Source organism: Kistimonas ophiarachnellae (assembly GCF_057552235.1).
This window is the reverse complement of the sequence record NZ_BAAJPA010000025.1, coordinates 14,975-29,090: the sequence shown is the minus strand read 5'-3', so window position 1 is coordinate 29,090 and position 14,116 is coordinate 14,975. Positions and strand designations below refer to the sequence as shown.

12 protein-coding genes are annotated in these 14,116 nt (G+C 54.8%); 4 read left to right on the top strand and 8 right to left on the bottom strand.

Features of this window, described 5'->3' with window-relative positions:
* The first annotated feature begins 31 nt into the window (after positions 1-31).
* Genes tssK through AC27K1_RS20890 form a run of 4 tightly spaced genes read left to right on the top strand, consistent with a single transcriptional unit; the run spans position 32 to position 6,836 of the window.
* Positions 32-1,354: a type VI secretion system baseplate subunit TssK gene (tssK, locus tag AC27K1_RS20905; protein WP_487152733.1), complete on the top strand. Its 1,323-nt coding sequence runs from the start codon at positions 32-34 to the stop codon at positions 1,352-1,354.
* Positions 1,355-1,390: 36 nt separating this feature from the next.
* Complete coding sequence (gene icmH, locus AC27K1_RS20900; RefSeq protein WP_487152732.1) at positions 1,391-2,566, top strand: type IVB secretion system protein IcmH/DotU; 1,176 nt, start codon at positions 1,391-1,393, stop codon at positions 2,564-2,566.
* Entirely contained in the window at positions 2,563-6,018 is a 3,456-nt protein-coding gene (gene tssM / locus AC27K1_RS20895; RefSeq protein WP_487152731.1) for a type VI secretion system membrane subunit TssM, read from the top strand. The genes icmH and tssM overlap by 4 nt, the downstream gene beginning before the upstream one ends.
* Positions 6,015-6,836, top strand: coding sequence for a protein kinase domain-containing protein (locus AC27K1_RS20890; RefSeq protein WP_487152730.1), 822 nt, complete (start codon positions 6,015-6,017; stop codon positions 6,834-6,836). The genes tssM and AC27K1_RS20890 overlap by 4 nt, the downstream gene beginning before the upstream one ends.
* Here the strand turns inward: AC27K1_RS20890 and AC27K1_RS20885 are convergent.
* The 8 genes from AC27K1_RS20885 to ccoO all read right to left on the bottom strand — a co-directional run bounded on the left by AC27K1_RS20885 (position 6,730) and on the right by ccoO (position 14,100).
* On the bottom strand, positions 6,730-7,485 hold the full coding sequence (locus AC27K1_RS20885) for a sulfite exporter TauE/SafE family protein (RefSeq protein WP_487152729.1): 756 nt from the start codon (positions 7,483-7,485) through the stop codon (positions 6,730-6,732). The genes AC27K1_RS20890 and AC27K1_RS20885 overlap by 107 nt on opposite strands.
* A 77-nt stretch (positions 7,486-7,562) precedes the next feature.
* Entirely contained in the window at positions 7,563-7,748 is a 186-nt protein-coding gene (gene ccoS, locus AC27K1_RS20880) for a cbb3-type cytochrome oxidase assembly protein CcoS (protein ID WP_487152728.1), read from the bottom strand.
* Positions 7,749-7,752: 4 nt separating this feature from the next.
* Positions 7,753-10,206 carry a heavy metal translocating P-type ATPase gene (locus AC27K1_RS20875; RefSeq protein WP_487152727.1) on the bottom strand — a complete coding sequence of 818 codons (2,454 nt, stop codon included), beginning with the start codon at positions 10,204-10,206 and terminating at the stop codon, positions 7,753-7,755.
* Positions 10,207-10,217: 11 nt separating this feature from the next.
* Positions 10,218-10,724: a FixH family protein gene (locus AC27K1_RS20870; RefSeq protein ID WP_487152726.1), complete on the bottom strand. Its 507-nt coding sequence runs from the start codon at positions 10,722-10,724 to the stop codon at positions 10,218-10,220.
* Positions 10,725-10,803: 79 nt separating this feature from the next.
* On the bottom strand, positions 10,804-12,228 hold the full coding sequence (ccoG, locus tag AC27K1_RS20865) for a cytochrome c oxidase accessory protein CcoG (protein WP_487152725.1): 1,425 nt from the start codon (positions 12,226-12,228) through the stop codon (positions 10,804-10,806).
* 148 nt (positions 12,229-12,376) lie between these two features.
* On the bottom strand, positions 12,377-13,273 hold the full coding sequence (gene ccoP / locus AC27K1_RS20860) for a cytochrome-c oxidase, cbb3-type subunit III (protein WP_487152724.1): 897 nt from the start codon (positions 13,271-13,273) through the stop codon (positions 12,377-12,379).
* A complete protein-coding gene (locus AC27K1_RS20855) occupies positions 13,266-13,481 on the bottom strand; it encodes a cbb3-type cytochrome oxidase subunit 3 (protein ID WP_487152723.1) in 216 nt (71 codons plus the stop codon). The genes ccoP and AC27K1_RS20855 overlap by 8 nt, the downstream gene beginning before the upstream one ends.
* 7 nt (positions 13,482-13,488) lie before the next feature.
* Entirely contained in the window at positions 13,489-14,100 is a 612-nt protein-coding gene (gene ccoO / locus AC27K1_RS20850) for a cytochrome-c oxidase, cbb3-type subunit II (RefSeq protein WP_487152722.1), read from the bottom strand.
* Positions 14,101-14,116 lie beyond the last annotated feature (16 nt).

Genomic DNA, 14,116 nt, shown 5'->3' with positions numbered 1-14,116 from the left:
TATGGGTTCGGCACGTTATAGGGCGTAGGGTATGGACAGGAAAAAAGTGGTCTGGAGTGAAGGGATGTTCCTCTGTCCGCAACATTTCCAGCAGCAGGAACGGTATCTCGAAGATTATGCCCGCCGCTATCTCGAACAGTTGCAGCCAGGGCGATACGGGTTGACGGACCTGGCGTTGGACGAACATCTGCTGGCCATCGGCAAGGTGGGTGTCAGGCAGGCCAGTGGCCTGTTCCCGGATGGCACACCGTTTAACCTGAGAACGGCGGTGGCGACCGAGGTGCCGGAGGAAACCCGTGACAAAATGGTTTACCTGGCGTTGCCTGTCTATAAGACGGGCAGTGTCGAAGTGGGGGATAGCACGTCGGATAACCGGCGTTACCACCTGATCAGTTACCAGGCGTTTGATGCCTGCCGCGAAGACAGTGACAGCATTCAGCTGGATGTGGCGGAACTGAATATCCGGCTCAAGCTGGAAGGCGAGGATATCCAGGACCTGACCGTGATTCCTGTTGCCCGTGTCCATGAGCGTAAGCCTGACGGCGTCGTTGAGTTAAACAAGGCGTTCATCCCCATGTGCCTGCACTTCGGTGTCTCGGAGTACCTGGTGAATCATGTCGGCGATCTTTATACCCAGATGCTGTCCCGGGCCCGGGATATTTCCCACCGAATCCGCGCAGACAAAAGCAACAAGAGCCCACAGGCGTTAATGGAGGACCATTTATGGCTGCAAACGCTCAGCCGGTGGTTACCGTTATTGCAGTCATGGCTGAATGACCGGCGAGTGCATCCCGAAGAACTCTACCGTTGGTTGTTAGTGATACAGGGGGATTTTTGCGCGTTGGAAGGCAGGTTGCAGGATGAACCGGAAAACTTCCAGGTGAACAGGTTGTATGTTTTGTTTTCAGGGCTTTTTGCAACGTTACGCACCCGGTTGCAACAGGTGCGTGTTGATGCCGTCGTACAACTGGCGTGGGATGATTCATTGCTGGTCCGGCGACGTTTGCTGCGTACCAGTATCCAGGATCGTTCCCTGTATTCTGCCAGCCGGTTTGTTCTGTCTGTGACCGCCGCCATGGGAACTCAGGAGATCAGCCGTCAGTTCCCTTTGTTGTGCAAGCTCGGTGGCAACAGCCGTATTGCAGAGCTGGTGCGTAACGCCCTGTCCGGTATTCCGCTTCAGGTATTGCCGGTACCGCCTGTCGAGTTGAAGGTCAAAACCGATGCCGCTTATTTTGAACTGGATACCCGTTCACCCCTGTGGCTGGACATGCTGAAGAAGGACGAGTCGCTTGCCCTGCATATGGATGAACAACTGGGTGATGTGACGGTGGAGCTTTTTGCCATTCGCTGATGCGGTGCTGTTATCAAGGGGGGTAGGAGATGATGAGTGACTTCGCTGTTTGTTGATGAAGAGACTGTCGATATACGGGCCGTTGATAAAGAGACGTCATCGGCTCATGACCAGGAACCCGGCCCGGGGACTTCTGAAGGTGCCGATCTCTGGGAATTGTCCAGCCTGCCTGAACGTTTTGATCTTCACTCCAATCCCCTGGTGAATATTTCCCATGAGGTGATAGCGGTACTGGTTGCCTTGCCACGACTTGGGTACCCGCAGGACATCCGGCAGTTCCGTTTGCTGTTGCTTGACCTGGTTGCTGAGGTTCGTAACCGGGGGCTGTTCCTGGATTATCACGCCAGTGTTATTGATAAAACCTGTTTTATCCTCTGTGCGGCCCTGGATGAAATGATCATGAACACCGACTGGGGGGAGGCTGCAAACTGGGGTAATAACACGTTGGTCAGCAGCGTGTTTAACCAGCGCAATGGCGGAGAAGTTTTTTTTGACTTGCTTGAACAGGCATTGCGGCAGCAAATGCGCCTGGTTGATTTTCTTGAGGTCCAGTACTGCCTGTTGCAGCTGGGTTTCAGGGGGCGGTACAGGGATGTGCCTGATAGCCCGGTCAGTGAATTCAGCGCCACAATCCTGAAGCTGCTGTTCCGTCATCATAAGGACACGAAACCACCTGAACAATCCCGTAAAAAACCAGTCAGGTATGGCAAGCCATTCCGTTTTATCCCGTTTTCGTGGCTGTTGCTGGGCGCTGGCATGCTGGTGGCAATCACGGTTCTTATTTCTGAACTCTGGTATGGCAGTCAGTCGGCCGTCCTGTTGTCGCAGTATGAGCGGCTGGCCATGGAAGTTTTCTACACGGATACAGGGCAGGATGAGGCCGCCAGCAGGGTGAGTGATGATGAGACGCCACGTTTGCTGAACTCTGCCGGTGTCCTGAGCGGGCAGCAGTTTGAGCGCGTATGGTCAGTCACATTGACCCCGTTTGAGCGAGAGAGTCGCGCCCGGGCCATCAGTAATGAACTGACCCATGCCGGTTACCTGGCAACGGTCACGCAGGCCAGGGATAAATGGGTCGTTAAAATTCCGGCGACGAGTCGCCAGAAAGCAGAGCTGCTCAAGAATGAGCTGGGCATTCGCTATAACCTGGCAGGAACGGTAGAGCTGGATCTTTTACCGGAATCCGGCACTGGGCAGGTACCGGGCGAATGAAACGCATGTTGCTGACGGCATTGAGGCCATTGTTGCTGGTAACCGGGATCAGCATGGTATCGGTTGTCAGTGTCGTCTGGCTCCTGAGCGGCTTTATGACGCCGGGATTGGGCATGATACTGCGTTTACTGTTGATTCCATTGCTGTTGACGTGTATCGCCGGTGTGGCCTGGTGGTATCACCGTCGCAAGACCAGCCGACGTACGCTTCAGGAAGAAAAGACAACACTCACGGATCTTGAACGGGATAAGACCGCGTTGGCCAGCCTGTTTGGGGACGCCATCAAACAGTTAAAAAACCGTCAGCGTCTTGCGACACGCAACCTGTATGAGCAGGCATGGTACGTGGCGCTGGGCGATGGCCGCAGTGGCAAAAGCACGCTGTTGTCGAGCAATAACCTTGAACCGTTGTTTCTTTATTCAGAGGACGAGGAAACTTCCGCCAACTGGTTGTGCCGGTTCTGGGTAGGGAAGCGGGTCGTCGTCATTGAAACCGGACCGGGACTGGTGGGCGCCGGTGTTGATGAGGCGCTGTGGCGCTATTTTTCTGACCTGTTAATGAAATACCGGCCACGCCAGGCATTGAATGGCCTGGTCATGGTGATCAGTTGCGCTGACCTGTTGCATGGGGGGCGCGATGCCCGTCGCGGCACCGTCAGCCGTATACGTGAGGCGATTCTTACGCTGAATAATCGTATCGGCATACAGCTGCCGGTTTACGCTGCATTCAGTTGTGTGGACGCCATTCGTGATTTTCTGCCGGCTTTCAGCAGCCGGCGAGAGGGCGGGGCAGACTCACCGTTTGGCGACCTGGTTGACCAGTACGACAACCGGCACTTTGATGTGCAATGGTTTCGGCATTCCCTGCAAAACCTGTTGCTGGGCCTGGTCGACAAACAGTTACGATCCATGCAGCAGGGACGGCGTCCGGAGAGCTGGCAATCCCTGTTTGCCTTGCCCTTCCAGCTGCAACTGTTTGGTCGGGTCATGGAGAATTTCTGCAAGGAACTCTGTGCCGAGTCTATGTTGCGTGAGTATGTCTGGCTGCGGGGCTATTTCCTGTTTACCTCGGAACAACAGGGCGCCCAGTATGATTTATTAACGCAGGCGGTCTCCAATTTTGGCGGCTGTACCAGTACGACGGTTAACGACCAGGTACCCGGCCGGATGACACTGTTTGCCAGCCGGCTGCTGCGGCAAATCATCTTGCCGGAGTCAGGTATTGCCGGGCGGAACCGGCAACAGGAGAGCCGTTACCTGTTTGCCCACCTGCTGGTGATACTGGTACTCGTGTTGTCGCTGGGTGTCTTTGTTTACCAGATACGTGCTAACTGGATCAGGGAGGAATCCTACTTTCATAGTATGCAATCACGCCTGGCGCTTTACCACACGGAAATATTTCGCCTGGAGCGTCAGGGACAAACCGCAGATCTTGGTTACGTGCTCCCCGTTCTGACTGACTTGAGACAGCTTTACCTGGAAGGGAACCGCAAGAAACCCTGGTATCTACGCAGTAGCCTGTTTGAGGGAGAGTTGTCGAAGGCGGTGACCCAGGCGTACCACAATCATCTTCAGCAACTGTTGTTGCCACGGCTGGTGGATCTGACGGAAACCGACTTACAGCACAGTCTTGATAATGATGATACCGGGCAGATATTCGAATACCTTCGTTTTTACCAGATGCTGTTTAACAAACGCCTCCTGAATACCAATGATCTGGAGCGTTTTCTGCTTGGGCGTCTGGCTGTCGCTGTCCCGCAGCTGAATGGGCAACAGACCGGGCAACTGGTCAGCGACCTGCTGGCGTCTGAGTATGCCGCTGTTTACAGACCCAGGGAGCAACTGGTTGAAATGGCGCGTCAGAGTCTTGCCGGTGTCCCTGTCGATCAGCTCATTTATGGCCGGCTGAAGGCGTTGCCGGATAACCGTGAAACACTGGATGTCCGCCATTTCATGGGCAAATATTTTCCCCTGATGGGCCGTTTCCGGCCTGGTTTCAACGCATTCACCTTGCCAGTGATATATACCGCCATGGGGTATGCCAACCTGGATCTCTCTGTGAAGTCACCGCTTCTTCGACAATTGTTGACGGAATACCGGCTGATCATGGGCGATTTACAGGGGCCATTTAATATTGACCTGCTGGCACTCAGCACCAATATCCAGAACCTGTATTTTTCAGATTACATTTTTCGCTGGAAAAACCTGTATGACAATATTGAAGTTGCCCACTATGACACGCTCATTGCGCTGGGTGCCTCGCTGGAAGTCTTGAGAGCGCCGTCCATCAATCCTCTTCTGGATGCGTTGAATTTTCTCGTGGCAAATACCCGGCTGGTGCAAGCCAGTGAGCCGCTGGATATATCCGCCGTCGAAAAAGCGGCAGGCAAGGCGGGAGGGCAAGGGAAGAAGTGGCTGGCATCGGAGCAGTATCGCCTGAACCCGGCCTATGTGGTGGATGAGCAGTTCCAGCAGTACGCCGATTTCGTGGAAGCCCGCCACGAGCAGGGTTCAGCGTTTGAACGGCTGGAACAGTGCGTGTCGAACCTTGATGTTTACCTGCAGGATGCACTGACAGCCCCTGATCCGGGTGAAGTCTTTTTTGCGTATGCACTGGCCCATGCTGCAGGGAACAATGACCCTGTCCGTTGCATTGATACGGTATCCACACTGGCGCCGCCGGTTGTGGCCAATATGGGGCAGGCCCTGTCCCAGCAGATCTGGAAACTGGTCCTCATGGAGGCGTATCGGCATATCGACAAAAGGTGGCGTCAGGATGTATTGCCTGTCTACAAGGCGACCCTGGCAGGACGCTTTCCCTTTGCCGTCAGTGAAGGGTGGGAATCCTCGCTCTCGGCATTTGTGACTTTCTTCCGGCCAGAGGGCGTATGGGACGGGTTCATGACCACCTATGTGGCTCCCTTTGTCGACTGGCAGGGGGTGAAGCCCGTGGTCAAATCCATTGATGGCTTTCGGTTGCCGATTAAAGCACAGGTACTGGATTTGATGGTCAAGGCAAAACGGATTCGCCATGTTTACCTGGATGCCAATGGCCAGCAATTATCCCTGGATCTGACCGTGCGTGCGTTGGGGATGAGTCCGGATGTGACGGAGTTTGTCCTGTTCGCCGCGCGGCCGGTATTCAGGTATCAGCATGGCCCCCGGGTCTGGAGCCCTCTGCACTGGCCAACCGATGATACACCCGATACGGGGGTGACGGCACAATTCTTCAGGAGTGGTGTGTTGCTGGCAGAAAAGCAATATAACGGCTTCTGGGCGCTGCTGCGCTTCTTTTGGGATGCGAGGATGAAAGCTGACACGATGGGGGTTGTCTTTGATTACCAGTTGGGTGAGCGATCGATTAAATTGCATAGCGCAGCGGTGGATGAGTATCCGGGTCCAAGAGCACAGGAACTGTTTCTGACATTCAACCTGCCGGAAACCCTGCTATGACGTTCAGGGATGCGTTTCTGGAACGGCAGGTGTTGTCACGACTGGCCGGACGTTTCACGCTAGACCGTCTCTATACTGAACAGCAACGGGTCGTAAAGGCCTACGATCATTGGTGTGGATCCCTGGTTGCCCTGAAACGGGGATGTCCAGAGCCATTGCACAGGGAGTGGAGAAGAGTAAGACAGGCGGCGGGCAGGGGGATATTGCAACCGAAAGCACTGCTTCCCTCTGTTGGGGTATTGGTTTTCCCCTGGTTGCCGTCGGGAAACCTGGCCAGTTTGATTGCCGCGGACGGCATTAGACTGCCTCAAGGGTTGGCCCTTTTGAGGCAGGTCGGAGAGGCCGTAGCGCGGTGTCATCGGCAAGGCTTTATCCATGGCGATATCAAGCCGGCGAATATCATGTGTTCTGGCGGTGGTATGTTAATCGACTTTACTTACGCTACGGATATAGGGATAGCCATTGCAAAGGTTATCCCTTGTTATGCATCTCCGGCGTTTGCGTCGCCTGCAATTTTGCGTAATCAGGGGATGATGCGCGAATCCTGTGATTGGTTCTCTTTAGCGGTATCTCTGGAATTGCTGGTACGCAGGCAGCATCCTTTTTCAGGGAAAACCATCCTCGATATGCCAGCTTGTGGCCGGATAACAGGCGGTCACTGCTTTAATTGGCAAGCCTGTTCCCGGGGGCACGAAATCACGCAGGCAGAATTCACGGATGTGCTTGATTACCTGTGTCGTGAGGCTGGGATGCATTGTGTTGAGACGCGCCAAACTGAAGATGGCTCATCACCCAGTGCTGGTGTGGGCCGGGAATAGTCCAGAGACCGAACAGCATGACCAGTATGCCGGCACTGGCCCTGACGCCACGGTGTTGCAGTACACTTTTCATCTGGTCTGCCAGCAGACCGGTTGCCAATAATACCGGGATGGTGCCAATACCGAAGCAGAGCATCAGCATCGCTGCGTTCCAGCTACTGGCGCTGGACGCTGCCCAGATCAGCGTACTGTATACAAGCCCACAGGGGAGCCAGCCCCAGAGCATGCCGACTAACAACGCTCGGGAGGGCGATGTGATCGGCAACATTGCCGCAGCCCGTGGTTGAATATGACGCCAGAGTCGATGGCCGGCCTGTTCCAGTCTAGTGAGACCAAACCACCACCCGGAAAGATAGAGTCCCATGGCGATCAGCATCAGACCCGCCAGCCAGCGAATGGCCAGGCTGGTTTCACGGCTGAACCCGCCCAGAAACCAACCCAGTGTTCCCATCAGTAAGCCGGCGATGGCGTAACTGAGAATTCGACCGGAATTATACGCCAGAAGCAAAGACAGGCGGCGTGGGAGTGTATTGCCGGCAGGCGTTGACAGTGTCAGGGCAGACATAATGCCACCGCACATCCCGATACAATGGGCGCCGCCTAGCAGGCCGAGAATGATAGCGGTCGTATACTGCAGTGTTTCAGGCATAAAAAAGCGTAGCGTTAATGAGGTCGACGGTATGTATACCGCCAGACCGCGTTAATTGTTCTGATAGAGATCACTGACTATTCGTTTTTGTCCTGTTTATCCGTGATCGTTGGTTTTTTTCGGTGCTCGTCATCAAACAGTATGCTGTGTGCAGGCCCTTCCATGTCGTCAAACTGCCCATTATCAACGGCCCAGAAAAACAGCGCCACGGCTATGATCACAAAGATCACGGCCAGGGGAATCAGCAAATATAAACTGGCCATGGCATCAGGCTCCCTGGAAAGCGGTCGCAGACAGTTTACCCTTATCTATCATAGCTGTCTCAGGTGCCAGTCGGGTGAGACGCATGGCGTTTCCAACGACGATTAATGAGCTCAGCGACATGCCGATCGCAGCCATCCAGGGGGCTATCAGGCCCGTTGCCGCCAGCGGGAGGGCGGTAATGTTGTAACCCAGTGACCACGTGAGATTCTGCCAGATAATGCGCCGTGTCTGCCGGGCAAGATCAAATGCAGTGAGCAGACGCTGCAGGTCGCCCGTTAACAGGACGGCATCGGCGGTGGTCCTTGCCAGGTCTGTGGCGTTGTTCAAGGCCAGTGAAAGGTCGGCCTGTGCCAGTACCGGGACGTCATTGATTCCATCACCCACCATGAGCACTTTGGCGCCTTGTGCCTGTCGGGCGCGTACATGGTTGAGTTTATCGTCAGGTACAGCGGCGGCCTGCCATTCATCGATACCCAGTTCGCCAGCCACCCTTGACACAACACCGGGTGTATCACCGCTGAGTAGCTCTACGGTCATTCCCCTTTGTTTCAATGACTGAACGACAGTGGCAGCCTCTGGGCGCAGTTCATCATCCAGCTCGAACCAGGCCATGGGCTGGCCGTTACAACTCAGCAATAACCATTGTCCAGACATATCGGGCGGTGACAGGTGACTGTCCGGAACACTGAATGCCGGTGTCCCTATACGGTACAGATCATTGTCTATGTAGCCACTGAGGCCTTTGCCTGTAGTATTGGTGACATCACTGGCTGTGTAGGGCGATGAGCCAGAGAAAGCCTGTGCAATGGGATGCTCGGAGTGGCTTTCGAGGGCGCTCGCCAGATTGACGACATCATCCTTTTCTCGTTTAACGTCTTCTACAAGGATAACCTGTCGCAAGATCAGCCGACCTTTGGTGAGGGTGCCCGTTTTGTCAAAAATAACATGGGTCACCTGGTTCAAACCTTCCAGCACATGACCACGGCTGATAAGAATGCCCAACTTTTGCAAAGTGCCGGTAGACGCGGTCAAGGCAGCAGGCGTGGCGAGTGACAGGGCGCAGGGGCAGGTGACAACCAGAACGGAAAGCGTGACCCAGAATGCATGCCCAGGATCGATCTGGTACCACAGTGTATATACGACGATAGAAGTCAGTAGTACGGCAGCAACAAAAAAACCAGCGACTCGATCAGCAATCCGGGCGATAGCCGGTTTATCGCTCTGTGCCCGTTCCAGCAGACGGACAATCGCAGAAAGGCGGGTGTCGTCGCCAATACGGGTGACTTCTATGTCCAATGCGTTCTCTGTATTGAGGCTGCCTGCGATAACCCGATCGCCGGTGCGGCGTGCGACTGGCATATACTCACCGGTAAGAGCAGATTCATTCAGACTGGAATGTCCGCTGATAATTAAGCCGTCTGTCGGTACGCTGTCGCCCGGTAACACCCGGACCCGGTCTCCGGGCTGGAGATCCGTAACAGGAACTCGTTCTGTCTGATTACCTTTGAGTTTCAGACAGCTGGCTGGTAACAGGTTCCGCAATGCACGACCAGCTTTGGCAGTTCGGTGTCTGGCCCGTAATTCCAGGTAGCGGCCCAACAAGAGGAAAAAGGTAAACATGCTGACGGAGTCAAAATAGACTTCACCATGGCCGTGCCAGGTTGCCCAGAGGCTGGCAATATAAGCCCCGCCAATGGCAATGGAGACGGGCACATCCATGCCCAGATGCCGGGTTTTCAGATCTCGCCACGCTGCAGTGAAGAAAGGGCGGGCGGCATAGAAAACGACAGGGGTTGCCACAAAGGCGCTGATCCATCGGATAAAATCCCGGTATTCCGCTTCCATATCCTGCATAGCACCGGCATAGAGCGCGACGGCATACATCATCACCTGCATGGCGCCAATGCCGGCAACGGCGAGCCTGCGAATGAACGTTCGGTGTTCCTGTTGCATCAGCGCTTCCTGACGCTCCGCGCGCCAGGGGTGACCCTTGTAACCAATATGGTGCAGTTCCAGCAGAATATCGCTGAGTTTGATGCTGTCAGGATCCCAGCTGACGGTTGCGCTGTGTTGGCTCAGGTTAACGGTGACGCCAGTAATGCCTGTGAGATGTGAAAGGTGTTTTTCAATCAGCCAGACACAGGCTGAACAGGTAATTCCTTCAATAAGCAGGCGAGCTTCACGGTTTCCTTCCGGTGTTGTCCGAACGAAATCTGCCTGCATGTCATCACGGTCATAAAGTGCCAATTCTGCCTGCAGCACCTGGTTGGCAGATTCAGCCCGTTCCGCGGGTTCAGTACGAAAACGGTAATAATTATCCAGGCCACCGGCCACGATGGCTTCAGCGACAGCCTTGCAGCCCGGGCAGCACATAGGCTGCTCCACGGCTTCAATGACGGCGAAATAACGCGGTGTTCCGGTAATCGGCAAATGACAGTGAAAACAGCTTACACTCATGAAAATCTCTATTACTCGCTACCGGGAACGGGCTTGTCAGCTGACAACATAACGGGAGCATCTGGCGCCATGACGACTTCATGATTGAGGCGCCAGCCTGTCTGGTAGGCCATTTCAGGGATTTGTTCGTCCAGCGTTTCCAGCTGTACGTAATAGCGTCCTTCGACACTGCTGGTCAGATTACCAATGTAGTCACCGGAAGGGGTGAGGCGTAGCATGATATCCCGGTCATTACTCTTGAAAACCGGTGAGGAAAAGCGGAGTCGCAATACCTCAGGGCGCTCGGGCAGGTTGCCGGATACCTTGGCGCGGACTTCACCCGTCAGGTCATCCACGCTGATCAGGGCGCTGACGCCCAATTCGGCGGCGCGGTTTTCCCGTGACAGGTCTTCATTGATGACCTTGCCCACCTTGTAATAATCATCCACGACCACGGTATCACGATTATTCAGCGCAACCGTGAGTGTAATGGCGCCCCAGGTAAAGGTCACCAGCAGGATGGAAATGATAAACCACACCCATGGCTCCCTGTACCATGGGGTGAAAGTGTCAGTCTGGTTGGGTTGATGATGCATTACAGAATGGCCTCTGTTGGTATTACCGGGGAGCCGGAGCCAGGAAACGGCTTTCCGTTGATACGGGTGGCATCGTATCAACATCCGCTTTGACGGTGAAGATGACCGTTGCGTTCCGCTTGCCCTTCAGTGCCGCCGGCGGAGCAATCAGCCGTACCGGTATGTTGAGCAGTTCGCCGGAGGCAACTTCGACGGTTTTGTCACCTTCATAGCGCAGGCCGTCAAGGCCAGCGATAGTGATGTGGTAACGGTGGGTTTTCTGATCCTTATTGACCAGTTTGAGGGTGTAAACGTTCTCAATCAGGCCATCAACGGTTTCGGTGTACAGGCTCTGTCGATCCCTTAGAATTTCCAGTTCAATCATGGAACGGCTGCTGGCCGCCACCAGGAACATGACTGTTATGATGATCAGCGCCACGAAATAACCGACCAGACGAGGCCGGATGATCTTGCCGGGTTTTCCTTCGACGATCTCGTTTTCGGTGCTGTAGCGGATCAGTCCTTTGTCGTAACCCATTTTATCCATGATGCTGTCGCAGGCGTCGATACAGGCAGCACAGCCAATACACTCGTATTGCAGGCCATCCCGAATATCGATACCGGTCGGGCAAACATGAACACACATCTTGCAGTCAATACAGTCACCGAGCCCTTGGGCTTTGTGATCGGCGCTTTTCTTTCTTGGGCCCCGCGACTCACCCCGTGATGGATCGTACCAGACTGTGGCGGTGTTCTCGTCATACATGACGCTCTGGAAACGGGCATAGGGGCACATGTAGATACAAACCTGTTCACGCAGCCAGCCCGCGTTGCCGTAAGTCGCCAGTGTGAAAAAACCGATCCAGAACAGGGCCCAGGGGTGTACGTCCAGGGTCAAAAGATTGGGTACAAGCTCTCGGATCGGTGTGAAATAGCCAACAAACGTGATACCCGTCGCCAGTGCTATAGCCAGCCAGAGTAGATGCTTGAGTGCTTTCCGAAGAAACTTGGTGGAACTCATTTCAGCCTTATCAAGCTTCATGCGCTGGTTGCGGTCACCTTCCGTAATATGTTCAGCCCACATGAAGACCCAGGTAAAGACACTCTGGGGGCAGGTGTAACCACACCAGACACGTCCCGCCAGAACGGTGATAAAGAAAAGCCCAAACGCACAGATGATCAGCAGGCAGGAGAGCAGGATGAAATCCTGTGGGTAGAACGTTGCGCCAAAGATATGGAATTGTCGCGCCGGAAGGTCAAACAAAACGGCCTGACGTCCCGTGATAGAAATCCAGGCGACACCAAAATAGAGAATGAAAAGCAATGCGCCGCCACTGATTCGCAGGCTGCGAAAGAAACCCTGAAACGAGCGCGTGTAGATTTTTTCCCGCTTTTTGTAGAGGTTGACGACTTCAATGATTTCGGGTTCCTGGTCGGAACCATTGTTAGGTGTGTTGGGCTCACTCATCCGGTCATGTCCCTGGCTGTTCACGGTGGCGCTTCGGCGTCGGATGTTATTGTTGAAATAGTGCAGGAAGCGTTGCGGTTTTTCTGAGTACAGTTTGGCAGCCTGTACTCAGAAAAACCGACTGCATAGCGCAGTCGGTCAGGTTGTTTTACTGGCTGTCTTTCTTGTATGACAGGCTATAGACGTAGGCGGAGACCAGGTGCACCTTTTCTTCACCGAGGATATCCTTCCAGGGAGGCATGACACCGTTCCGACCTTTACGGATGGTATACATCACCTGGGCCTGTGATGAACCGTAAAGCCATTTGCCGTTAGTCAGGTCTGGCGCACCAAGCAGCTTGTTACCTTTACCTTCGGCCCCATGACATGCGGAACAGGTGGTTTCAAACACTTTCTTGCCCTTGGCGAGATCGGCATCACTGAAGCCGGTGTCAATGCCACTCAGGCTGCGTGCATAGGCAGAAACATTACGTACACCTGTCTCACCAATGACGGCGCCCCAGGCCGGCATTTGACCACGACGGCCTTCCAGCAGGGTATGCTTGATGTCTGCCGGTGTACCACCCCACAGCCAGTCATCATCAGCCAGGTTCGGGAAACCGAAGGCGCCGCGCGCGTCACTGCCATGGCAAAGCGCGCAGTTGTTCAGAAATATCCGCTGTCCCATTTTGAGAGCCTTGGGATTGTTCTGAAGTTCCTCAATGGATTTGGCGGCATACTGTTGAAACAGCGGCGCATACTGGCGGGTATGTTTGGCGGTTTCTGCTTCCAGCTGGTTAATCTGGGTCCAGCCCAGCACCCCTTTCCAGACCCCGGGAAACAGGATCAGGTAGCCAGCGGCAAACACCAGTGTCGCTACGAACAGCCCCAGCCACCACTGGGGCATGGGGTTGTCGTATTCCTCGATGCCATCGTAGACGTGGCCCGTGGTTTCCGAGGTGGTCTGTTTGCGCTGGGCCTTGGTGGTGGCGGCCAGCACGATAACCACCACCGCAAGACAGGCAAATGTCAGGACGAAAATCCACCCGCTCCAGAAACTAGACATTCTGTTCCTCCCCCATGTTCTTTTTCTTGTCGCCGCTGTCGAGCGTACTCATCACGGCAGAACGGTGCGCGGTATCGTCAGCAAAGGGCAGGTTGGCCGCTTCATCAAAGCTGCCTTTGCGTTTGCTGCTGTAGGCCCAGAACACGATGCCGAGAAAGGCAATCATGCAAAAGACGGTGGCCAGTCCGCGCAGAGTATTGATATCCATAAGCCCGTTACCGTTTTGTCGTCAGCGCAGTGCCCAGGCCCTGAAGGTAGGCAACCAGGGCGTCCATCTCGGTTTTGCCCTTGACTTCTGCGGCGGCATTTTTGATCTGCTCATCCGTGTAAGGCACGCCAACAAGGCGAAGTGCTTCCATCTTTTGGGCGGTGTCCCTGCCATCCAGCACGTTGTCCATCAGGTGAGGGTAGGCCGGCATGATAGACGCGGGCACAACGTCACGGGGGTTGTACAGGTGGGCGCGGTGCCACTCATCGGAGTAACGCTGACCCACCCGGGCAAGGTCCGGACCTGTCCGCTTGGAACCCCAGAGGAAGGGATGGTCATAGACGGATTCACCGGCCACGGAGTAGTGCCCGTAACGCTCCACCTCCGCACGCAGCGGACGGATCATCTGGGAATGGCAGCCCACACAGCCTTCCTTGATGTAGACGTCACGGCCTTCGAGTTCCAGCGCGGGGTAGGGTTTGACGCCTGCCACCGGCTGGGTGGTCTCCTTCTGGAAAAACAGCGGCACGATCTCGACCAGGCCGCCGAAGCTGATGGCGACGACGGTCAGGATCACCATCAAGCCAAGGTTTTTTTCTACAATTTCGTGTTTATTCATGGCTCTTAACTTCCCC

Excerpts from the sequence above, each read along its gene's own strand:
- AC27K1_RS20890 (WP_487152730.1), top strand. The coding sequence starts at position 6,015 with ATGACGTTCAGGGATGCGTTTCTGGAACGGCAGGTGTTGTCACGACTG.
- AC27K1_RS20885 (WP_487152729.1), bottom strand. The coding sequence starts at position 7,485 with ATGCCTGAAACACTGCAGTATACGACCGCTATCATTCTCGGCCTGCTA.
- ccoG (WP_487152725.1), bottom strand. The coding sequence starts at position 12,228 with ATGAGTGAGCCCAACACACCTAACAATGGTTCCGACCAGGAACCCGAA.
- ccoO (WP_487152722.1), bottom strand. The coding sequence starts at position 14,100 with ATGAATAAACACGAAATTGTAGAAAAAAACCTTGGCTTGATGGTGATC.
- ccoP (WP_487152724.1), bottom strand. The coding sequence starts at position 13,273 with ATGTCTAGTTTCTGGAGCGGGTGGATTTTCGTCCTGACATTTGCCTGT.
- tssM (WP_487152731.1), top strand. The coding sequence starts at position 2,563 with ATGAAACGCATGTTGCTGACGGCATTGAGGCCATTGTTGCTGGTAACC.
- ccoS (WP_487152728.1), bottom strand. The coding sequence starts at position 7,748 with ATGGCCAGTTTATATTTGCTGATTCCCCTGGCCGTGATCTTTGTGATC.
- AC27K1_RS20855 (WP_487152723.1), bottom strand. The coding sequence starts at position 13,481 with ATGGATATCAATACTCTGCGCGGACTGGCCACCGTCTTTTGCATGATT.
- tssK (WP_487152733.1), top strand. The coding sequence starts at position 32 with ATGGACAGGAAAAAAGTGGTCTGGAGTGAAGGGATGTTCCTCTGTCCG.
- AC27K1_RS20875 (WP_487152727.1), bottom strand. The coding sequence starts at position 10,206 with ATGAGTGTAAGCTGTTTTCACTGTCATTTGCCGATTACCGGAACACCG.